Genomic DNA, 21,636 nt, shown 5'->3' with positions numbered 1-21,636 from the left:
TTCGTCCACAGGAGCGAACCCATTGCATGGAGAGGCGGTAAAGCCCACAAAGGTTGCGCGAGACAGCGGAGCCAGCGGTTCACATGCAGTAATACCCGGAGGTTTGGCGTAGCTCCCGCGCAGCCGAGTGGGCGAGCCTCGGAATGCTGCGGTGAGCAGATGTGGCGAAACTGCCCGACCCGCTTGACCCGAAAGAGTGCCCATTTTCATTCATCAGAGGTGCCGCATAGCAGCATAAGGGTCTATTTATTAACAAACATTGCGTTAAAATCAACTTCACCTTTTTTAGCTTTTTCCATGCCTGCAGCTACTTTTTCTTGAACATCTTTACTAATGTTAGCTGTATAGACCGGCTTAAAGATATTCTCAGCGATTCCTGCTTCATGGACCTTATTGCCATCTAAACTTCCATCCAGGTATTTTTGAATAGCCCAGACATAAAAGGTTTCAAAATCAAACACCACAGAACTGACAACCGTATTGGGATCAATGGTTGTCTGATCTCCCGAGAAACCGATGAACTTAACCCCTTTTTCTTTGGTAGCCTGGATAGAGCCTAAGCCAACCTGATTGGCATAAACAAACATCACATCGGCACCATTATCAATCATTGTCGAGGCCATTTGTTTGCCTAAAGCTACATCATCCCAGCTATTGGCATAGGCACGAACTGCTTTGGCACCTGAAATTCCGCGCTGTTTAGCTAGATCCACAGCGACCTTTTCATAGACATCCAGCAAATGTTCCATAGCCTTATTGGGGAAACCGCCGATGGTGGCAAATTGACCCTTTTGGCTGACTTCTCCAGCCATTAAGGCAGCTATATAACTGGCCTCATATTCTTTGGGGAAGATCGGGGCGACATTTGAACCTTTGCTAACCATACCATTGACAACACAAAAGGTTGTTTTTGGATAGCTCTCCGCAACCTTATTGGCCGCTTCATCAAATTGAGTACCTGCTGCCATAATCAGGTTATAACCACGCTCAGCATAATTTCTAAAGGTAGACTCATAATCAGCCGCCTGTACGTTTTCCACGTATTCCATTTTTGTGCCCAGAGTTGCATTGGACTTAACCAGCCCGGCGTAGTTTGTGGCATTCCAGCTTTGATCGTTAATAGGACCGGGTAATATCAGAACCATTTTGTAATCGCTTGCACCTTTTTTACCTGAATCTACTACTTTGGTGGTGCCACATGCTGTCAGTAAAAACAGCATTAAGACTGCCAAGACAGCTGCTGTCAATTTGGATCTTTTCTTAATCATTTCTCTTACCCCCCAATATAAACTAGTTGTTGCCATCGGATCAGGATCAGCCCTTCAAATCTTAGCCTAATTGTAACAAAAATAAGCCGCTCTGATAGTAACGGTCATGTCGAGTTTCTAGCACTATCTTGCTGCAGTACACCAGCCCATGTCACTTTCTTAACATTTAGCACTATTTTGCTTTAAGGCTGTTTTTTCTCCGCTCATCCTCTGGGGTAATTCCCATATACTTCTTGTAAAGTCTGGAGAAATAACTTGGATTCTGGTACCCTACCCTATAGGCAATATCTGTAATTTTAAAATCTGTATTGACTAATAGTTTTCGCGCTTGGGTCAAGCGATAATTAATCAGGTAAATACTAAAGTTTTCGCCGGTTACCTCTTTAAACAAGCGGCTGAAATACTCTGGAGACCGATACACCTGGCCGGCAACATCCGCCAGGGAAATGGCTTTATCAAAATGTTCATGAATATACATTAAGGCCTTTTCAATAAATTGGTTGCTGGTATCAATATGCTCACCAGAATACTCTGTCAAAGTTTTTTGGGCCGCACGTTCCAACTGATCCGCAATTCTTGGTCTGTCATATTGGGTATAACGATCCTCTTCAATTTTTACCAGTATTTCAATTAATTCCGAGCTTCGTAATTCAGACTTTAGGATGTATTCCTTAGCACCACAGGTAATTGCTTGTTTGGCGTAGGAAAAATCAGCGTAATTTGTCAAGATAACAAATTCCGTCTGAGGCAGTACTTTCTTAATATTTTTCATCGCCGTAATTCCATCCATTTTCGGCATCCTGATATCCATGATCACTACATCAGGCTTCTCTTTCACAGCCAGCTCTTGGGCCTGCAAACCATCAGAGGCGATTCCAACAATCTCTAACTTGGTATTTTTATCTTTCAGACAATAGTTCAGCCACTCCCGAATGGGCAGTTCATCATCTGCAATGACAATTCTTAACATAGTTCCTCCTAAGCATAGTGTAATTTAAGAATCACTATAGTTCCTTCCGGTTCATTCTGTTCAATGGTCAGACCGTAGGCGCCTCCGTAAAGAATTCTAATTCGTTCATGCACATTTAAAATTCCTACTCTGCTCATTTGAACCTCTTTATTAAAGATCTCGGTAATTTTCTCTTGGCTCATGCCGATTCCGTTGTCGGAAATCTTGATATATAAATCATCATCTGCTAATTCAGCTTCCACCTTAATCACAATCAATCGATTGACCTGCAAACCGTAAAAAATAGCATTTTCAATAATTGGCTGCAGGATAAAGGAGGGAATTTGAGCATTTAAGGTGTTTTCTGCCAGTAAAAATTCTACGAGAAAGGCGTTGGCATATCTCATCTTTTGCAGAACTACATAGTCCTCCAAATGCTTAACCTCATCCCTTAACAGGACGAATTCATCCCCGCGGGACAGTACCCTGCGCAACAGCTTAGAAAAATGATAAAGCATCTCCTCAGCTTCTTTGTTTTTCCCCATTTCCACATAAAAGCGAATAGAGCTTAAGGTGTTATAGATAAAATGGGGGTTAATTTGAGCTCGCAAAAAATCAAGCTCCAGCAAACGTTTTTGTCGTTCATTGTTGATGTTTTCTTTAAGCAAAAAATTCACCCGCTGAATCAGTTCATTAAAGGAAATGGAGATTTCCGAAAACTCCTTATAAGTACTATCCTGAATTTGAATGGAAAGATTACCATCGTTGAATTCAGTCATTTTGTTTCTGAGTAAACTTAAGGGTTCCGCAATCTTTCTTGCCACAACGCATAGTACCACACCCGTCAGTAAAGTGCATAAAATCCCAAAGGCAATTAAAAACAGCTCAATTTTTTTCAGAGGCAGCAAGGCACTTGCTAAAGAAACCGACTCCACAAGGTACCAGCCGCAACCGCTGATCGGTTGAGAAATAAAGAGCTTATCATCTTGCAAATAATAGTTATTCAGCTTGTTTTTGCTATTGGCTTCCACAAAGCTATTCAGCTTTTCAGTGATTTTATCTTTATCCTGGTGAGAAATAATCAGCCCATCCTGGTCAATGATAAAGAAATCTTTTTCTTCATTGGTCAAGCGAATATAATTATCACCCAGTAGTTTTTCATTGACGTTTAACAAGAGCACCCCATAGTCTTGTTTGGAAATATAGTCTTCAACTTTTCTGGCTACCTGGAAATAATAATTATTTCCCCCTATGGCAGTAAAATAAGACTTGATAGGAAAAATTTCACTACCCTGTCCATTTTCCAGAACTTTGTCTAAGGCTGCTAAGTCAGCCTCCTGATTGGAGGACATGGAATAGGAGGTGGAATAGGTATTGCCGCGCTTATCGATCAAATGGGCGTCGATGAGCATCGCCGTACTTCGATAAGACCAGATGTAACCTGACATAATTCCTTCAATTTTCAGAAGCTGTTCCTCGTTGGCCCTCTCTCCGTCAGAGCTTTTTTTCAGTGATTCAATAATACTTGTATCATAGGCAATGCGGCTGGCCAGAACTTCAACATCCTTTAATTCTTGATTGATCCTGATGGCAATCTGCTGAAGCATATTAGTGTTCAGCTGAATCACTTCTTTGAGAATCACTGATTCCGCATATTTATAAGTCGAATAGGCCAAAAAGGCAATGAGGCATTGGAGAATGATAAACAGCATAATGAATAACTGCAGAATTAAACTTCTTTTTTTCATTTGCAATTTCCCTTCAATCTGGGATTCTTTGCGCGAAGCTATTTAATAAATAAATTCGACAAGGCATGGGATTACCCTTCCGCCCTTGTTAAAGTGCAGCAACTATTTAGGACTTATTATCTAAGCGACATTTTCCTTTAGCGACTAGGGTAGTTTCTATAAAAATATGACGCCCCCAAAGTATTTTGGCGACGTCATATTTTTATGGAAACCGGGAAAACGAGTACCAAAGGCAAATTTTAAGTTAAGGTCGTTATTTCACTAACGGTTAAAATAATAATCTAACGGCTTATTTTACTCTTTTAATAGCTCCAAAAGCTGCAAAACATGAATTCTTGTGTAGCAGTTCAATATGGTCAAATCCGACTTTTCGAAGCAAGTCCAATTGATATGTGACGGAACGAGGCGAATCCTCTTTGTCAATATAGGAAAATACGTTGTTTTTATACTCCTCTCCGCCAATTGAGCACAAATATGCTCCATATCTATCCCACATCATCTTTTGAACTTGCTTGGTTTCATGGGAAACTAAATCCGTAATCCAAACACTTCCGCCTGGTGCTGTCAATCTATAAATCTTATGGAACACATTTTTCCAGTCTTGATCATCTCGCAGGTGATGCAAGACAGCAGCAGCCAGGATAATATCGTACCTTTGGTCCGGTAAATCGAGCATGCGGAAATCACATTGAAAAGTTCTGATTTCACCCGAATTGGCCGCCGCAATCCTAGTATGTGCCCTGTCGAGCATAGGTTGACTTAAGTCAACAAGGTCACAATCAAAGGGACTGGCATACTGAAGCAGTTTCAAAGTGTTGTTGAGTTAATTGTTGCCGAACGTTGGACGGTGCTTAAGTCCAAGCCACTCCAAAAACTCTTTTGCGGACAGCGTTTCGCTAACGATGGATTTTAGGTTCTAATAAGAATAGCCGGAAGATAATAGGTTATAGTACATAAATAATGTTGCTTTTAGGGATTAATAGCTCTTTACACACTTCTTGTAAGGCACCTATTCAGAAAAAAATACCATACTAAAATAAGTTACTTTGTCGGGTCCATTGTTGTAACGAATACCAACTGAGGGGGCCAGTTGCATTACCAGGATGCCATAGCTCTCTGTTGCATATAATCCACCTCTCCCCTCTAAGAGCCTATTAAGAATACAATTGTAGTATTGGGTTTTATCAAATTGATACTGTGTTACATGATTGAATCAAGTATATATGACAACTAGTATTTTATGAATGTGAAATCTAATATGAGGTAGGTCAGATAACATGGCAATTATTACTTTTCTTTTTATTGGTTGGATCTTAAATTTATTCAAATTCGAACAATTGTTTATTCAAGCTTTTAAAGAGCTATTTGGCAAAGATATGACAAAGGCTACCTACTATTTCTCGTTTTTGTGTGTAGGAGTTTTCGGTGAAATAGTTCTATTTTTTCAAGGTGCTTACTATGAATATTTCTTACATCGCTGAGGCAACGTTCTAGTTAGTAGCAATTCAGATAGATGGTGATAAATCATTTTGCTGCTGCTTGGTCAGTTGGGATCTGAACCAATCTACCCAACTTATTAGCACCAGCATAAACCACATAGGTATCGCCTAGAATATCAGACAATCCCTGCTTCCGGGGATGAAACGCACAAACCAGATAACCCAGGTAGGTACCGAGCAACTGTGCCAGTATTCTTCCGGCAACTTCCCGCATGATGACTGTAAGCCAGCTAAGAGGATGTCCATCCTTCCTTACGACTTTAATTCCCATGATCATTTTTCCCAGCGTTTGTCCAAAATACATAGTCATCAAAACAAAATATAGGCTTCCCCAGATACCGGGGAAGAGTGAATTTATGAGAATAAATGAGTTGACTGTTGTGGTTTCCAGACCTGACGGCCATACAAGGCTGAAAAATATCTGACTGCTCATAGCAATGACCAACAGATCAAGGATAAAGGCAAAAAATCTGGTCCAAAATCCCACGACTCTCAGAGTTATAACGTTTCCACTTTCCATTAACTGATTGCCGCTGTGCTCATTAATGATATCCATTGATTAATCACCATCCTTTAGCGGTATAGGTACATAGCTGTAGGTACCGCACTGTTCTGCAAATCCTCTTTGATCCGCGAAAAGTCAAGTCTCGACGACGGAAGGGACAATAGTGTATTCAAATTGAACAGATCGTCTTTTTTATATTTAATAACTTTGGGGTTCGTTTCGTTAATCATTTTTGCAGCTTCGGTAATAGCTCCGTCCAAATCCCCTATTTGGTCTATTAAGCCCAGCGACTTGGCCTGCGACGCTGTATAAACCCTTCCATCAGCAATACTGATGACTGCCTGACGGTCCATTTTCCTTCCTGTGGCCACAACATCTACAAAATAACCATAATACTCATCAATGATCCCCTGCATGATCTGCATTTCTTCCTGCGTCGTGTCACGCATCGGATTCAGTATGTCTTTATTTTTACCACTTTTGAAAACCAGTTCCTCAATACCCCATTTATCTGCCAGCTGGCTGTAATTATATGTAGACATAATGACGCCGATTGATCCAGTCATCGTAAAGCGATTCGCAAGAATCTTATCCGCCGGCATAGAAATATAGTACCCTCCTGAAGCTGCCATTGAACCCATAGATACAACCAAAGGTTTTTGGTATATGTCTTTTAAACTCTTTAGTTTCTGATAAATTTGATCACTCTCATACACGCCACCGCCAGGTGAATCCACTGCCAGAATGATTGCTTTTATTTCCGGATTTTTAAAGGCGTTTTCGACTTCCTGTAAAAACACCTGATGATCAAAGGTATTGGTACCGGTTGACAATGCATTGCCCGACTCAATTGTCCCGTCTACGTTAAGAATAGCAATGGTTTGGCCTAGTCCTTCTTGATAAATCTCAGTACTAAATGGTGATTTTGAAGATAACATTGATAGTGGATCTCCCAATTTTCCTGTTGTTCCAGTTTTTTCTCCTGTAGAAACAATATCTGTACGGATATACACTACCAACAATACAATAATAACAGCTATAGAAACCCAGCGTTTTTTATTCATAACTTTCCTCCTAGTTTATTTATCATGGTGCAGCGAGAAGACTCAGAATTTCCGGAATGACATAGTAGATTTTAGATTCCCTTCCGAAGAATTGCAAATCAAATTGACAATGTAGGCAAAGAAATCGAAAACACTGCGAGGCAACTAAAAAGCACCTGCGAATTGCGCGAGTGCTTTGTCTTATATTTATAGATTTGCAGTTTTTTTCTCTAAAGCCTTAATTCTGCTCTCATAGTCGTTAAAACTATTATCTGCAGCAATAACGAATGACTTAATTATTTGTAAATCTGATTTTACTTTCTTCATATCAGATTCTAATGATTTCTGCCCATTTTCTAGTACCTTCTGTCCTTCTTCTAATACTTTTTGTCCTTCTTCTACTTTTCCCAACCTATTTTCAATAATTCGCTGTCCCTCAGCCAGGGTTTTGAACATATCCCGAACTTCTTCAAGTATTACACCCACCTGATTTTCATTCATAAGTTCACCGCCTTATATATGTTCAAGCCTTTTTATTATACCATAAGTGGGTTTTAAGGGTAATATATTTCGCCTCGATCTTTTCATGCTTTGCCTCCTCTCGATTGACACTGCGATAAACTCCTCCCCCTCAGGTTCAGCTTGCCACTCTGAACCTGTTCCCACTGATACAACAACCCGCATCAAAGAAGATCATTGTTACCTTCCTTATTCTCATTGATGAGCTTTTAAAGCTCGTCGATCTCTTTTTTTTCCATTTGTTTTTCCGATACCTCTCGATAGATTTCCAGCACAGCTTTATTAATAACAGCTCCAAAATAAGCAGTGATAATTGCCCCGATTACAATGCCATAGAAGCCCATAGCTGCTAAAGGGTGAATACTTATCCCCACAAGAGAAAACAAAATCCCAAAAGAAAAGGCTAGCTTGATAGTTAAACCTAAGTTTTTAAACAAGAAACTAATTCCAAGTTTAAAATTATTCCTTATACTTACTTGATCGACAACCATTGAGTACTTCACGTAAACTAAAGCGACATATCCCAAACTAAAATAACCAAATTCCCTTTTAATTAAGATCAAGAGAAAGGGGATAACCTCCAAGAGAGCCAGGATAAAAAACCTAAACCATAATTTATTACCATCTCTGAAAAAGTCTTTGACAGTTACCCTTTTATACCCAGCTTGGCCAATAACGGACATATAACCACTATTCAAAAAGCTTGTGACCAGAACAATCGATAAAAGAAGTAACATGTTAGTCAGGTTGACTTGATTGATAATTCCTTGAAAAGGGCTTGAATAATTATACTGAAAGATCAGAGACGGGAAATCTTCCAAGATATATCTAATACTAGGTGGGGCTGAAATAAACCCTATCTTTAAGTTGAACAGTCTGGAGATAGGCTGGTATTCACTCTTCAAAATCCTTTCAAAAAGACTTAGTTCGCCAATATCTAAAACTACGGGCAGCAAAATAATCCAAATAACCTTATGAATAGCTTGAAACTGTTCGTTTAATTTATCAGTTATAGACATTCGCTCCGCTCCTTTAGACCAGCTAATTTGTGATATAATTAATTATTATACCATATTATGGAGGGGGGTATTGGTCCAGGATATGAAGAAATATTTTATGTTCTTCTTTACATTTGTCGTATTATTGGCTACTGTTTTCACTCAACTTTCCACCTACAGGGCACTTCCTAAGCCTAACTTTCGGGAACCTTTTCTTGAATTTACTTCTTCAAAGTTCGGCCAAATTAAAAATATTGTTTGGTTAGATAATTTTATATTAGCTGAAAACGCTGTTTTAGTTTTAGCCACAAATCTCAAGGATGATATTAGTTATTCTTATTTATCCTATTTAGATGTTGCTACCGGTAAGAGTACACTCTTAGCAGAATTTCCGACTCACCAATACCTTGAGGATGTTATCTTGTTTGCTAGTCCCTTCTCAGAAAAGAGTATAATCACAGCTTACAGAGATGGCGTGGTTAAAACTACTATTTCCAGGGATGATAAGCAGAATTTGTATCCTAAACAGGAGCTCTTACCCATCGATGGTTTTAATGAAGCTAATAGTATGGATTTCAAAGGTAATCTCTATTACTCTAGAGCCAATGATAGTTTATTATATGTAAAGAATTTTGAGCAAGCGGCCTTTCCTTTTTTCGAAACAGATAACCCGGCCAACCAGGATATGACCTTCTTAAGAAAACCCTATCAAATAATCAATGCCAACCACCTTGACCGTACCCTTACCTATACCTCACTTACTAGTAATGGGATTGACCTCTACTCCATGGCTTTTGATGGTATGAGCTTAACCAGCTATAATAAACCACTTGTAACCAAGGTTGTTCAGGCACAAGCTATCGAGGATGGATACGGTTTTATAGGTATGAGTTTGAACAATGACTCCCCTAGCTCAGCTAATAATCAAACCTTAAATATTTTTATGATTAGAAGAAATAGATCCGATAACCCGAATATGCTTAAATTGGATACTATTCCATTTAACACAGATCCTCTAGGAGCTGTGCCTGCTATCTCCTCAACTACCTACAATCAGGATTATTCATTAGTCTATGCCAGTTATGATGAGAACCTTAGGGGTAAGCTAAATATATGTAGTTATGAACAAGAACCTAAAGTTATCCTCGAAGATGAGAATCTCTTTGGGCCTGTTAACATTGCCAGAAAAAGTATACCTGATCCCACAGTCCCTTTAGTAAAAGGTGATTTCAGCAGCAAATATATTCTTTATTTCACTATAGAGAATGCTATGGTCAGAGTAAAGATCTGTGACGAACAAGGGAAGTTAGTTAAGGATCTTACCGAAATGCTCATGGGGAATGCGAATAATTGATACGCTACTCACCTAGGCGCGGAAATTGCTGCGTCAATTTTCCGGGGATTTTGAGCAATTCATCCTTTTCCAGCTGCCCGCCGCAGGAATAATAGTAGCCATTGTCCTGCCAATCGAGCATGTATTTCACACCCGCTAAATCGATCTTGGTGAGTCCTCCAGTTGCTTTCCTGCCGTCAAAATCAATTTCTACGGGTTCTGTGCTAGCATTTGGAGGTAGATTGGTATGCGGCATCGGCCCTTGGGTGACTATCAACAAAGGGTTCTGCTCACCGAGGACAGAATACATACTGACCAGAGCACCTTTACCCTCTTTTACTTCAATCCATTGGTGTTTGATCTTATAATTCTGACCAGGCAAAATATATGGTGCTTGGTCAAAGCGCTCTGCTGCCTCAGTCAGAGTTATATCCTGAGGAAGATTGAGAACTTGGGTGTTCTCCTCCTCAATAGTTACCCCTTCAGGAAGATCCAGTTCAAACAGGGAATCAGGCAGTCCCTGATTGAGGCGAAGCTCCCTCACTTCCCGGCGGTTTACCAGATCTCCTTTGACATTATAATATTCCGTTCGTATTGGCATCCAGGTTTCTTTGTCCATCCAGTGATGAGTATTCATTTCCCCCAGCCCGGGGACTTTTTCACTGAATTGCACATGAAGAACCGGTCGACCTTGCAGGTATTCCGTACCTAAGATCCGGCTGGATTTATTCTCGGCCATGGCCTTAAGGCTGTCCGGAAAATTAAAGTTGCCACGTTCTCTGTATTCCTGGCTTAAGATAAGTTTACTGACTTGGCGTTTATCGGCAAACCAACTCAGCATAACTCCGTCTTTCATAATTACCGTTATGGGCCCGGTTGCCCCACTGTCCCCGTCTGTCCGATAGCAATCAGGCTTTTTGAACCAGATATGGGAGGTCATGGTGGTCGGTTTTCCCTGCTCAAAGAAAGTAGCGTCCACGATTTCCTCGTAATCCTCTGTTTTCTCTATCACCGCTTGCACCTTATCCTTAATTTCGGCTACGGAAAGGGTTATTTTACCGGTCAATGAATGTAAGAATGTCAAAAAGTCCTTCTGCTTTTTCATCTCCTCTTGCCATGCAGGGTTTTGCGCCAGTTCTTGTTCAAAAGCATTTCTGGCCGCTGCCTCCATGGTTCCTTCCAAATAGTCACAAATTCGATCCTTTATATCTGATGACTCTAACGTCATGTCTACTCGCTCCTTTAGCTTTTTTCGATAATCTTTCAGTGTCTCCTGCAGACGGGCCCGGGCCCGGAATAATCGGGACTTGACCGTTCCTAGAGGTAGATTGTATTCTTCCGCAGCTTCCTGTAAGTTCAATCCTCGTAGATCAATATCAAGCAGGATTTGCTGTTGTTCCATAGGAAGCCTTTTAATCGCCTGCCCCATTTCCAACTTCAGCGTGACTGCATCCTCGACAGACAGTTCCCCGGTAGTTAGAAGTTCCGGTGATATCCCCGGCATTATCCTGCTGCTGAAACGCAGCAACAGGTATACTTCGTTGGTTAATATTCGCCGCCACCAACCGGTAAAAGCAACCTCATCTTTTAAGCCTGACAGGTTATTAAAAACCTTAAGCATAGTGTTTTGTACGGCATCCTGGGCCAGATCTTTATCTCTCAGCAGGCAGAAAGCCTGCTTGGAAGCTTGGGGATAGATTTCCCGGATTACTACTTCCCAAGCGTCAAGGTCACCCTGCCGAGCCCTCCCAATCAGATCTTTGTTCACGCTTTGATCCTCACCTCAACAATTTCAATTCGAAATGCATTTCAATATTTAGGATTCATAATGGGGTTAAAAAGTTCCACAGTTTTAAAAAATATTTACGAACCTAGTCTAGTCATTTTAATATAGTTTCTGTTTGTATATAACAAAGGACTTTTTTAAGAAAATCCCACTAAAATAGTAAAATTCCTATTACTATACTATCTTTTACATTAAGACTTCAAAGCTGCATCCTAATATTACACACCACTTTATTACAAAACCTGTAACGGCTCCTTCATCTTCCATGCATTGCTGACCGATACTGAAGTAAGTAATCGTTCCTTCTTTGTAGCCTATCCGTATATGAGCCGGTTGCATATTTTACAATTCATGGGTATAATATAAGAAAAGGACTGACGTGTTGCAATCACGCCAGCCCGGCAGATTGTCTAACCAAACGGTTAGCCCGAATTAGAGATTATAAGAAATAACCGCCATCCGGGTAGGGGCGGTTATTTCTTCTTAATGATCATAGCAATGAGTGTCGCAAATGCAATCATGAGATACATCGACAACCTGTTACATGCATTATAGCATAATCTTCCAGACAAAAAGATGAAACTTATCTCTGACTATTCACAGAGTTCAGGCCGCCTCACAAAATGAGGCGGCCCTTCTATTTACCTGGCCCTATTTTACTTTCAGCCCCCGCAGGTACGCCTTTTCCTCGTCGCCGATCCGGTAGCTCTCAACCGCTTTCTGGATAGCTTTGTTGTGCGTCCACTTCTCTAAACGCTGCTCCTGGATATACGGCACAGTTGCTTCGTACTGCTTGGCTAATGCCGTTGCAAAATACCAGGCGATCATCATGTTGACATAGTATTCCTCCGACCGGATAGCCACCACAAGCTCTAAGATCTCCGGACGGAAAGCGTCATCGAGATAGAAGCTCATCAGCATTCCGATCCCGAAGCGCACTGTATAGGTCCGGCCGGATATCAACCAGATTTTGATTTTTTCGTAGAGTTCTGGCAGATGCTTTTTAAATATCTTCGGTGAAATCAGGTCACAGGTTGCCCAGTTGTCTATGTAGGGCAGTAACTCATCAACCGCGTTAACCGCGGCATCATAATCCCGGATAGTTTCAATAAGAAAGCCGTGCAGGTTATTTTCTTCATAATACCTGTGGGGAAGGATTTTAAGAAACTCCGCAGCTTCCGTCCTTTTGGAAAATTCCCGGGCAAGCTTCCGCAGATCCGGTGTGCGAACACCGATTACGGTTTCTGGGTTCACCGTCGGCATAAGTTTGCAGGCAAACTCTTTGTATTTAAGATCCTGCAACTCGAAAAGCCTATGCCGTACCTCTGATTCTATATCCCTCATATCCTTTTACCTCTAATCTACTGAATGCTGTAATTCCCCCACATTATACATCCTCTTATCTTTATTTTACATATGTCTTTCATAATAAATTCCGGGGAAGATTTCTGAAAGCATAGGAATTAAGTAAGTAAAAGTAAAGGTAACTCCTATTGCTCTAATAATCTGTTCGCCCGCTTGTTTTTCCCATGTGACTGCTGTATCATCCGTTCACGGCATGATGCACCATAGCAGAAATACCGCAGAATGCAAGGGAACCAATTGCTAACCCCACGTTATTTTCTCCATCTTGAAACTTTTTGCCGAAGGGCAGCTCATTTGAACTTTTAGAATTTTATTGGATTGTCATTATTGTCGGGAAGGCAAGTATTATACTGACCCACTCCAAGTATGAGTCCCCCAGGATTCATGTTAATGATTACTAGGATCTTTTGTACATATTTAGTCTGTAATTGGAGAAGTTAAGCATGGTTAAAAATGTCATACTAACTAATAGAGGTGGAACTATGCAAAATGTAACCAATCAAGAGATTATGAACGAGGACTTTAAAATGGTTCAACAAAACGTAAGTCAGTTTCAAGAAGGATTTAAATTATCAAAATCTGGATTTGACACAACTATGCCAGGGCACACAACAAGTCAACCACAAAACATGATTTTACGACAGGAGCCTAGAACCGTAAGATCTGAGGGTTCCGGAATTAGTCTGAACGCTGATGTTCGCTTAGAAATGGGACTAATGCTTGACGACCATTTATGCTCTTTAAATGTTGCGTTACACCAGTACACAAAGCATCATTGGTTAACAGAAGGAGCAGAATCTTTTCTCAGTTTGCATCATTTGTTAGACGAACATATTGATGTTACTCAAAACCATATCGATAAAGTCGGAGAGCGCGTAGCAAGATTAGGGGTAGTTCCTACCGCACATCCTGTGACACAGCATGAAATATCCTATATCAAACACGAAGTTGAAGGCCGATATACTATGCGTGACTTTTTACGCAACGACCTTGAGCATGAATTAAAAATCCAACTCATGCTGCGTAAAACCATTGAACGAGCTCATGAACTTAAGGATTTTGGCACAGTACAGGTTTTAGAAGAGGTTTTACTTAAGCGTGAAGACTTAGGATACCACCTATGGAGTGTGTTGGAAGATGACTCTTTGGTAAGAGGAATGAATCATTTATTGGACAGGAATGATGATATCTCTCGCTCACGCCCCCTTAATCCAAAACTTCAATAAACAAAGAATGCTGAGCTTCAGTGATTAGCATAAACATAAAATAGCAGATTAGATGATTAAAGTCGGAGGTGTCATTAAAATTAAGACGCTCCGGCTTGTTTGTTAATGCCACCCTGCGACGGGATACCCCACCCGTTTGGGGGTGTATTTTTTTGGAAATTTACTTTATAGTAAGAAAAGGAACAATCGTGCAAATGAGGGGGGTATGAATCAATGGAATATTTACTGGAAATGCTTAAGTGGATTCAATCTATCAGAAATCCTGTGCTAGACCAGGTGTTTACATCGATTACCATATTGGGTGAGGACTATTTTGCTATTGGGGTTTTATGCCTTATATTGTGGTGTGTAAATAAAAAGTCCGGTTACGTGATGGGCTTTGCCTACCTGACATCCTGGATATTCAATTTTTCTTTGAAAGAGGCTTTTAAAATACCCAGACCTTTTGTACTGGATAAAAGCATTATCCCTATAAGACCAGAAACAGCCACAGGCTATTCCTTTCCAAGCGGTCATACTCAGGGCATATCGGCCTTAAGCACAGCTGCAGCATCGGCATTCCGAAGAAGATGGATCTATGCTGCAGGGATCATACTGGTGATCCTTATGGCTATGTCCAGGCTCTATCTGGGAGTCCATACACTTCTGGATGTAGCGATGGGGGCAATTGCGGGTTTTGCCTGGGTATATGCGGCCAATTTTGTATTCAGCTATGCGGAGAGGACAAACCGGAAGACACTGCTGCTAATCCTATTTATACCAATGCTGCTGGGTATGATTTTTGTACAAACCTATGACTATTACAAAATCGCCGGAACCTTCTCCAGCTTTATCATCGGATACCTGCTGGATTCCCGGTACATACATTATGAAGCAAAGGGCCTGATCTGGCAGCAGGTTATTAAGTTTATTCTTGGTATGACCGTACTGATTGCCCTTAAGATTATTGTCAAGGAAGTACTGAGCGAATCCCTTGCATCAGATTACATACGCTATCTTATCATAGGATTTTGGATAACCATTGCAGCTCCCTTGCTGTTTAATAAAATGTTCGCCGTAAAACCCTATGATACTGCCGATAAAGTTAACAGCCAAATTTAGTCTCTTTACTTCTCAAGCCTATTATCTATTCTCCCAAGACCTACTACTCTATTCCTGAAGCTTTTTATCAACGACCAATCCACATCTAAAGACTGACAGTGATCGTAATCAAACTGCGACCGTAGGGACATTTCTCTACGGTTTTTTCTATGTTAAATCCATGAAAGTAACATTTTTAAAGATTGATGCTGTTTCTTACATCCTTTACCAGTTGAATTAAAAACATAGTAAAGTTATCCTTAAATCTGTCATCATCATCTTGACTAGAGAAAGGAGAACATCTTTGAAAAATCCAATTCTTAAAGGTCATAACAACTTAATTATGAAAAAAATAGCTTCTGGATTAGCATTCATTCTGGTCATCCTCCAACTTTCTTTAGTCTCTATCCCCGCTGCGAATGCTGTTGAAAATTCAAGCATTGCTTTAACACCGATATTAGATCTGCCCTTTCCTTTTTCCAAGGCGTTAATAAATCCAACCAAACCGATTGTATATTTAATAGATTCTGATCGAAACAAAAGGGTTTACTCAGCTAATTTCGAGACCAAACAAATATCGTCGCTCAATTTTGATGGAATCCCGGTCAAGCTGGCGGTTGAAAACGGTGAACTTTATGTTCTCTTACAAAAATCAAACATTGATCCACTAATTGATGTTTCCGCAACCGGGTCGATTGTGATAATAAACACTTCGACATTTACTGTAACTGATGAGATACCTCTGGACTTTGTGCCAAAGGATATGATCGTCGACAAAGATTCCATCTATATTCTCCCTTACAACACAACAGATCATAGCCTGCAGACCTATTCCCGTCGAACCAAACAAAAGACAGCTTCAGGCGCGGAAATCGAGCCAAATAGTCAGCTTGTATTCAACCCAAAATTGAATCGACTCTATTCATTTATTGGAACTAAATCTGTCGTAGTGTCCAGCTACGATGTTTCTGATGATGGGGTCAGAAGCAATAATTTATCTCGCATGGTTTTCGGCGTCACTAACTTGCCTAAAGAACTGTTTGTCTCTGCCGATGGTGAATATATATTTACGACTGATTCCGTTGTTCTGGATGCCAACCTTAACCAGGTTACCTCTTTGCCCAATAATTTATTTTCTATGGCCTTTAATTCAGCGTCCAATGATTTTTATGTCGCTGACAGAAAAGACCCCACCATGGTTAAAGCTTATAATTATGACTATGATAATCCTTATAGTTTCCGTACTTTTAAGCAAAATGCAGCATTTACAGCCCATGGCTATGTTCATCAGGTTTTTTATCAAAACGGCAAGCTGATTGCCCTGACAACCGGGGGCAGCCATGGTAGCATGGCTGTTGAATCCTCCGATGTCAGCAACTCTCCTGTACCCTATCAGCCGGATCCACTTAGTCCGGTCATCCCTGTTAATTTTAAACCGACGGATTCCTTAATTGATCCTAATAGACCTGTAATTTATTTAACTGATAATACCAACCGAAGGATTTATGCCGTTAATTATAAAACTAAAATGATTTCTTTCATCCAATTAGCGCTGCCTCCGGAAAAAATGGCTTTCGATAACAACGAGCTTTATGTAACCCTTATGCAGCGGGACAATCAACCCTCCCTCAGGCAAGATTCATCCGGAACAGTAGCCATCATTGATCCTGATCATTTTAAGCTGACAAAGGAAATTCCCCTTAGTATAGTTCCTGATGATATTGCGGTAAGCGGCGACTTTTTCTACATTGCTGCTTATACAATACAAGGCATTGAGATAACCAGCTTCTCCCGCAGCACGGGACAAATGGTTGACCATAATACTCAGTTCAGTGAGGTTTACCAAAGTAACCTGAGCGTTCTTAACTCGCATATATATTATCCCGGCGAGCGTATGCTTGATTCGCAGGGCTTTCCCCAGCTTTTAATTTCGAACGACAAATTATATATGGTAGAAGAAGATCTTTATACCAGAAGTATTATTAACGTTTATGTCTATAGCATGAACAACGGGGTTTTTGGCTCTTCTCATGACTTAATGTCCCGCAACAAACAAGATTCAGAGATACTGCTTCTCACGGATGATTTCCGTCTTTCCCCCGACGGTCAATATCTGCTTAATGGTATTGGCAATGTCTTTGATAAGGACTTAAATTATCTTACCCGCTTGGACTCTCCCTTTACCGATACAGCCTTTGATCCAATATATCATCGTTTTTATACTGCCAATACTCAATTGACTAATAATCCTTTTCCCAGAGCAATCAGTGTATATGACAATAATATGACGGGCACCGGCAGTTTTACCAAAGTTGATACGTTATCCTTTCTGAGCAGAGAAGTATCTTATATGGCTTATCAAGACAGAAATATAATAGCTGTTTCCCAAAATGATTTTCCAAATTATTTAGATAACCAATACTTTATTCAAATTATTCCTGTTGCCCAGACAATTCAGCTGCCAACGACCCCCGCCGTTCATCGGGAAACCCGTTTCGACGGATACGACCAGTATGAAACAGCTGCCAAAATCGCCCAATCCGGCTGGAAAGAAACTTCAGATTCGATCATTCTTTCTGCGGGGATGCGGCCCAATCTCATCGATGCAATGGCCGCGGGTCCCCTTGCTTCTTTGCTTAACGCTCCCATACTTCTGACCGATGAAAATAACAGCTTAAATCCCTATACTAAGGCGGAAATTACTCGCCTCAAACCTTCTAAAGCTTATATCACCAGCGGAACGGCAGTCATTAAACCGGCCGTGATCAGTGAGCTGAAGTCCATGGGGATTACACCTATCGAGCTTGGAGGGTATGATCAGTATGAAACCTCTGTAAATATTGCTAATAAAATGCAGTCTTTAGGGGCTGACTTCACTAAGATTGTTGTGGTAGCCGGCTGGGTTAGTCCCGCAGATGCCCTTTCCATTGGATCTATCGCTTCTGCCCAGAAAATGCCCGTTCTCGCAACAACAAAAAATCAGCTTCCTCCTAAAGTCACAGAATATCTTGATGGTATTCAGAATTTGATAACTGATAGCTATGTTATCGGCGGAACGGCTGTTGTTTCTGAAAATGTAAAAAACAGTCTCCCCGGTCATCAAGAACGATATGCCGGCACTACCAAATATGATACAAATTTAGAGGTTTTAAAGAATTTTGCCAATGACCTTAAATATCACTCAGTTTATGTTGCAAACGGCGAAACTCTCGTTGATGCATTAACCGGTGTCCCTTTGGCGGCTCGAGATTTTGCCCCTATTATTCTTACGAATAAAACGATGGATAACGCAATACTGGAATATGCTAAATTAAACTTTCCCCAAAATCTCTCCGTCTTGGGAGGGCAGGCTGTAGTAACGAACAACGTTATTACTCAATTATCTTCCCATGAATTGCTAACCGCCGATAATCGTACTTTGGGAGGAACCGACAGCAATAATCCCGGACAATTTAATAAAATGCTTGTCATAACGGGAGACAATTTAACCCTGCAAAACACAAACCTGGATTACAGTCTATATATCCAAGGCAACAATGACAGCCTAAATAACGTTACTGTCCAAGGAACGATCTTTATTGATCTACAAAAGGACGGAAATCTAAGCCTCCATAATGTTAGAGCATCGAACATTGTTGTGCTTTCCGGAACAGAAGATAGAATCCAATTCGATAATGTAAAAGCGAATATCATCCGCTGGCCGCCTCGATTATGAGGCGGCCGGATTTGTTCTTATTGTGTTTTTGCCTGCATTCCAAACGATAGGGTTTCACAGACCAATATCGATTCTGCAGTTAAGCTTTCATATTTCTAAACTCAAGAAAATCATTCACATATAAAAGAGTATTACTAATAATCAACCCGATACACAATACGCTCCCTATAATTGTTGTCAATTCAGTTAGTGAACCATCAAGCAAAATAGGTAGAGCAAGAGCAACAATTATCAAGAATGGGTGTAATTTGTTTAAAATACCAATCATTCCTTGATTTTCTCTATTTATGAATAGATTCACTATGCCAATTACCCCAAAAACAATTGGAGTAGTAAAAATAAAATGTAAAAATTGAAATGTACAATTTACATGGAAAACAAAACTTCCGCTATACTATTTAATTCTAATATCAAACTCGCCCGTAATCCGACTTGGATAATCCTGAATTTGAAATGTGATCGGAGATTGGTAAGATTGGTTATCCGGGAGTGTTAGCCATAAGGTTTTATCATACCCTGGTTTGTCAGAGCTGGTGGCTGTACTCTGCCCTATAATCTCGAATGAATTTCCTCGCGCATCCATGAATTCAAAGGGAAATACAGAAAATCCACGTTTTTCATCGTACAAAGGATTAGTTTTCAGGGAGAAAATTAGTTCTTTTTTCTTTTCTGAGGGATTCTTAATGACCTGATCAAGCACAAGGTTTGGAGGGCCAACAAGAATTTTTTCTTTTTCTGGATCCAGAGTAATTCTTAAACTCTCCTTATCCATAGCTCGGATGCTTTTTCCTCTCAAAAAGAGTTTTTTGGATTGGGAAAAATAATTACTCTGGAAAAAGAGAATTTCCCTGTTCTCATCTGGATAGCTGCCACTCACTCCGTTTATGATACTCCCCCACTCTTCCCCCTCTTCATTGACGAGAGTCAGATCATCAAAGGCAAAAATCTTTTTGCTATTCCCTGGATCATAGAATACATTTAGGGCCATGCGCGTTGGGTACACAGTAACCTTTTCAAAGGTAAGTCTTTGCCCTTCAATAACTACACTCTGGTTGACTTCATAGACCGTCTTCATACCAACAAACTTATCTTTCTCCACAGGGATTGTGAGTTCCCAAGTTGAAGGAAGTTGAGAGGAAGGATCGAAGGGATGATCTTGAAATATTTCACAAAGCTTCACTTTTAAGGACAGTCGATTTGGAATCACAGTATTGTCATTAAAGTTGACATTAATTCGGGACTGAATCTTGCCATCCCCATCCTTATCAGGCTCACCAGCGCTACTGTGGCAGATAGTAATCTCCTTCAGAGGCTCACCCATTTCATCCAAGAGCTTAACATTGAAAAAATCAAAGGTACCTTCTCCCCTTTTGTTTTCCACGGTGTAGAATATGACCAGGCTTGCCTCATCGATAATGATTCCATCGACGGTAAACACGATATTTTCATGTTCATCTGAGACCCCCATGGGTAAGATAAAATCATTCTCCACTGCGGATTGAAGTCCTTTATCATAGTTTATAAGTTCAACAATATAACCCAGACCTGGTATTTGATGTAATACAGCCGCAACAGCGGGAGAAACCCGAGCCGTCGTAATAAAGGCGACCAGCAGAAAACCTGCCACTAGAGTAGTCCATTTGCGGAAACGCCATACCTTTTGGGCTTTTATTCCCTTAGTTAAACCTTTTTGAATATGCTCATCGAGTTCATGGGGGCTAGGCATGTCAGCAACCCGAGGCTTAGCTTGAATCAGTTGATTATGAACCTGATTAACACCATCAAGTTCGTGAAAAGCTTTAAACTCCTTCATTAATTCTCCCAAGTCGTCAATTGTATCTAACTCATCCATCTTAACGAATTCTTCCAACGTTTCTGAATGGCTTAAAGTCCTTTTTTTCCCTTTATGGCTCTCATCTGGTTCTTTTCGTTCAAACATGACTGTCCCCCCTTACTTGAAGGTATTCTTTAAGCAGTTTATAGGACTGGAATAACCAGGTCTTGATCGTCCCTTCAGGTCGTTCTAAAACAGCAGCAATTTGCTGAATCGTTAAATCCTCAAAGTACTTCAGTTCAATAACCTGACGATATCTGAGATCGAGACGATCGAGGGCTTCTAGAATATCCAGACGTTGCAAATCTACCCTTCCTCCCGGTTCAGTTGAGTCATCTAAGGCTGTCAGTTTATATTGAATAACCTCACCAGTCAGAGGAAGTTGGACTCTAAGCCGCTTTAACTCGTCGTTACAGGTATTAATAAGAATGCGAATAAGCCAGGTCTGAAAATATTTAGGCTCCTTAAGTTTATGTATGCTGCGGTAAGCACGATAGGTCATTTCTTGAATAGCCTCCAGGGCATCATGTTCACTCTTCAAATACCGAAAAGCGATCCGATATAGCTGTTGCTTATGAAGATTTATAAGCTCGTAAAAAGCCTCATCATCTCCTTTTATTGCTGCGACAATAGTTTGCGCTTCCATTGCTCACCTCTCTGTCTGGATTCCTCGTTTGATCGATTTTAGACTTCGCTTATTGGACTTCACTGAGCCCTAAAAAGTTTTAAATCAAAGAAATAATCTTGTTATAACCGCTATGCCCCACA

At 40.5% G+C, this 21,636-nt stretch carries 17 protein-coding genes; 4 read left to right on the top strand and 13 right to left on the bottom strand.

All coding sequences use genetic code 11. From position 1 onward, the window contains the following. Positions 1 to 242: 242 nt before the first annotated feature. From DP73_RS05555 to DP73_RS05515, 9 genes are all read right to left on the bottom strand, one after another. On the bottom strand, positions 243 to 1,268 hold the full coding sequence (locus DP73_RS05555; protein WP_034598092.1) for a BMP family protein: 1,026 nt from the start codon (positions 1,266 to 1,268) through the stop codon (positions 243 to 245). 172 nt (positions 1,269 to 1,440) lie between these two features. Next, complete coding sequence (locus DP73_RS05550) at positions 1,441 to 2,238, bottom strand: response regulator (RefSeq protein WP_034598091.1); 798 nt, start codon at positions 2,236 to 2,238, stop codon at positions 1,441 to 1,443. Between the two features lie 8 nt (positions 2,239 to 2,246). Next, complete coding sequence (locus tag DP73_RS05545) at positions 2,247 to 3,965, bottom strand: sensor histidine kinase (RefSeq protein WP_034598090.1); 1,719 nt, start codon at positions 3,963 to 3,965, stop codon at positions 2,247 to 2,249. Between the two features lie 289 nt (positions 3,966 to 4,254). Next, positions 4,255 to 4,776, bottom strand: a complete 522-nt coding sequence (locus tag DP73_RS05540) for a class I SAM-dependent methyltransferase (protein WP_242865707.1) — start codon at positions 4,774 to 4,776, stop codon at positions 4,255 to 4,257. Positions 4,777 to 4,974: 198 nt separating this feature from the next. Continuing rightward, the gene (locus DP73_RS24305; protein WP_348982387.1) at positions 4,975 to 5,127 is read right to left on the bottom strand and encodes a DUF2284 domain-containing protein; all 153 of its coding nucleotides are present in this window, start codon (positions 5,125 to 5,127) and stop codon (positions 4,975 to 4,977) included. 362 nt (positions 5,128 to 5,489) lie between these two features. Beyond that, a complete protein-coding gene (locus DP73_RS05530; RefSeq protein ID WP_034598085.1) occupies positions 5,490 to 6,020 on the bottom strand; it encodes an RDD family protein in 531 nt (176 codons plus the stop codon). A 17-nt stretch (positions 6,021 to 6,037) separates the two neighbouring features. After that, positions 6,038 to 7,033 (bottom strand): signal peptide peptidase SppA, encoded by a 996-nt coding sequence (sppA, locus tag DP73_RS05525; RefSeq protein ID WP_034598084.1) that lies wholly within the window; start codon positions 7,031 to 7,033, stop codon positions 6,038 to 6,040. Positions 7,034 to 7,219: 186 nt separating this feature from the next. Then, positions 7,220 to 7,513 (bottom strand): hypothetical protein, encoded by a 294-nt coding sequence (locus DP73_RS05520; protein WP_034598082.1) that lies wholly within the window; start codon positions 7,511 to 7,513, stop codon positions 7,220 to 7,222. A 227-nt stretch (positions 7,514 to 7,740) separates the two neighbouring features. Beyond that, complete coding sequence (locus tag DP73_RS05515) at positions 7,741 to 8,550, bottom strand: hypothetical protein (RefSeq protein ID WP_081962966.1); 810 nt, start codon at positions 8,548 to 8,550, stop codon at positions 7,741 to 7,743. Between the two features lie 82 nt (positions 8,551 to 8,632). On the opposite strand from DP73_RS05515, the gene DP73_RS05510 reads away from it, so the two are divergent. Next, positions 8,633 to 9,883 (top strand): hypothetical protein, encoded by a 1,251-nt coding sequence (locus tag DP73_RS05510; protein ID WP_034598100.1) that lies wholly within the window; start codon positions 8,633 to 8,635, stop codon positions 9,881 to 9,883. Between the two features lie 4 nt (positions 9,884 to 9,887). On the opposite strand, the gene DP73_RS05505 is transcribed toward DP73_RS05510, so the two are convergent. Together DP73_RS05505 and DP73_RS05500 are read right to left on the bottom strand one after the other, a co-directional pair. Further along, positions 9,888 to 11,630 (bottom strand): sigma-70 family RNA polymerase sigma factor, encoded by a 1,743-nt coding sequence (locus DP73_RS05505; RefSeq protein WP_034598080.1) that lies wholly within the window; start codon positions 11,628 to 11,630, stop codon positions 9,888 to 9,890. A 669-nt stretch (positions 11,631 to 12,299) separates the two neighbouring features. Beyond that, complete coding sequence (locus tag DP73_RS05500) at positions 12,300 to 12,992, bottom strand: DNA alkylation repair protein (RefSeq protein ID WP_034598078.1); 693 nt, start codon at positions 12,990 to 12,992, stop codon at positions 12,300 to 12,302. 464 nt (positions 12,993 to 13,456) lie between these two features. On the opposite strand from DP73_RS05500, the gene DP73_RS05495 reads away from it, so the two are divergent. From DP73_RS05495 to DP73_RS21980, 3 genes are all read left to right on the top strand, one after another. Continuing rightward, complete coding sequence (locus DP73_RS05495) at positions 13,457 to 14,239, top strand: ferritin-like domain-containing protein (RefSeq protein ID WP_242865706.1); 783 nt, start codon at positions 13,457 to 13,459, stop codon at positions 14,237 to 14,239. Positions 14,240 to 14,452: 213 nt separating this feature from the next. Next, complete coding sequence (locus tag DP73_RS05490; RefSeq protein WP_052090420.1) at positions 14,453 to 15,340, top strand: phosphatase PAP2 family protein; 888 nt, start codon at positions 14,453 to 14,455, stop codon at positions 15,338 to 15,340. A gap of 283 nt (positions 15,341 to 15,623) precedes the next feature. Further along, positions 15,624 to 19,034: a cell wall-binding repeat-containing protein gene (locus DP73_RS21980; protein ID WP_052090418.1), complete on the top strand. Its 3,411-nt coding sequence runs from the start codon at positions 15,624 to 15,626 to the stop codon at positions 19,032 to 19,034. A 394-nt stretch (positions 19,035 to 19,428) separates the two neighbouring features. Here the strand turns inward: DP73_RS21980 and DP73_RS05475 are convergent, their stop codons facing one another. Both DP73_RS05475 and DP73_RS05470 read right to left on the bottom strand, forming a co-directional pair. After that, a complete protein-coding gene (locus tag DP73_RS05475; RefSeq protein WP_034598074.1) occupies positions 19,429 to 20,973 on the bottom strand; it encodes a DUF4179 domain-containing protein in 1,545 nt (514 codons plus the stop codon). After that, positions 20,966 to 21,514 carry a sigma-70 family RNA polymerase sigma factor gene (locus DP73_RS05470; RefSeq protein ID WP_034598072.1) on the bottom strand — a complete coding sequence of 183 codons (549 nt, stop codon included), beginning with the start codon at positions 21,512 to 21,514 and terminating at the stop codon, positions 20,966 to 20,968. The genes DP73_RS05475 and DP73_RS05470 overlap by 8 nt, the downstream gene beginning before the upstream one ends. Positions 21,515 to 21,636: the final 122 nt, after the last annotated feature.

Source organism: Desulfosporosinus sp. HMP52, assembly GCF_000765145.1.
In the GTDB taxonomy this organism is placed as follows: Bacteria; Bacillota; Desulfitobacteriia; order Desulfitobacteriales; family Desulfitobacteriaceae; genus Desulfosporosinus.
The sequence above is the reverse complement of the archived record's forward strand: the minus strand, read 5'-3'. Positions and strand labels throughout refer to the sequence as shown.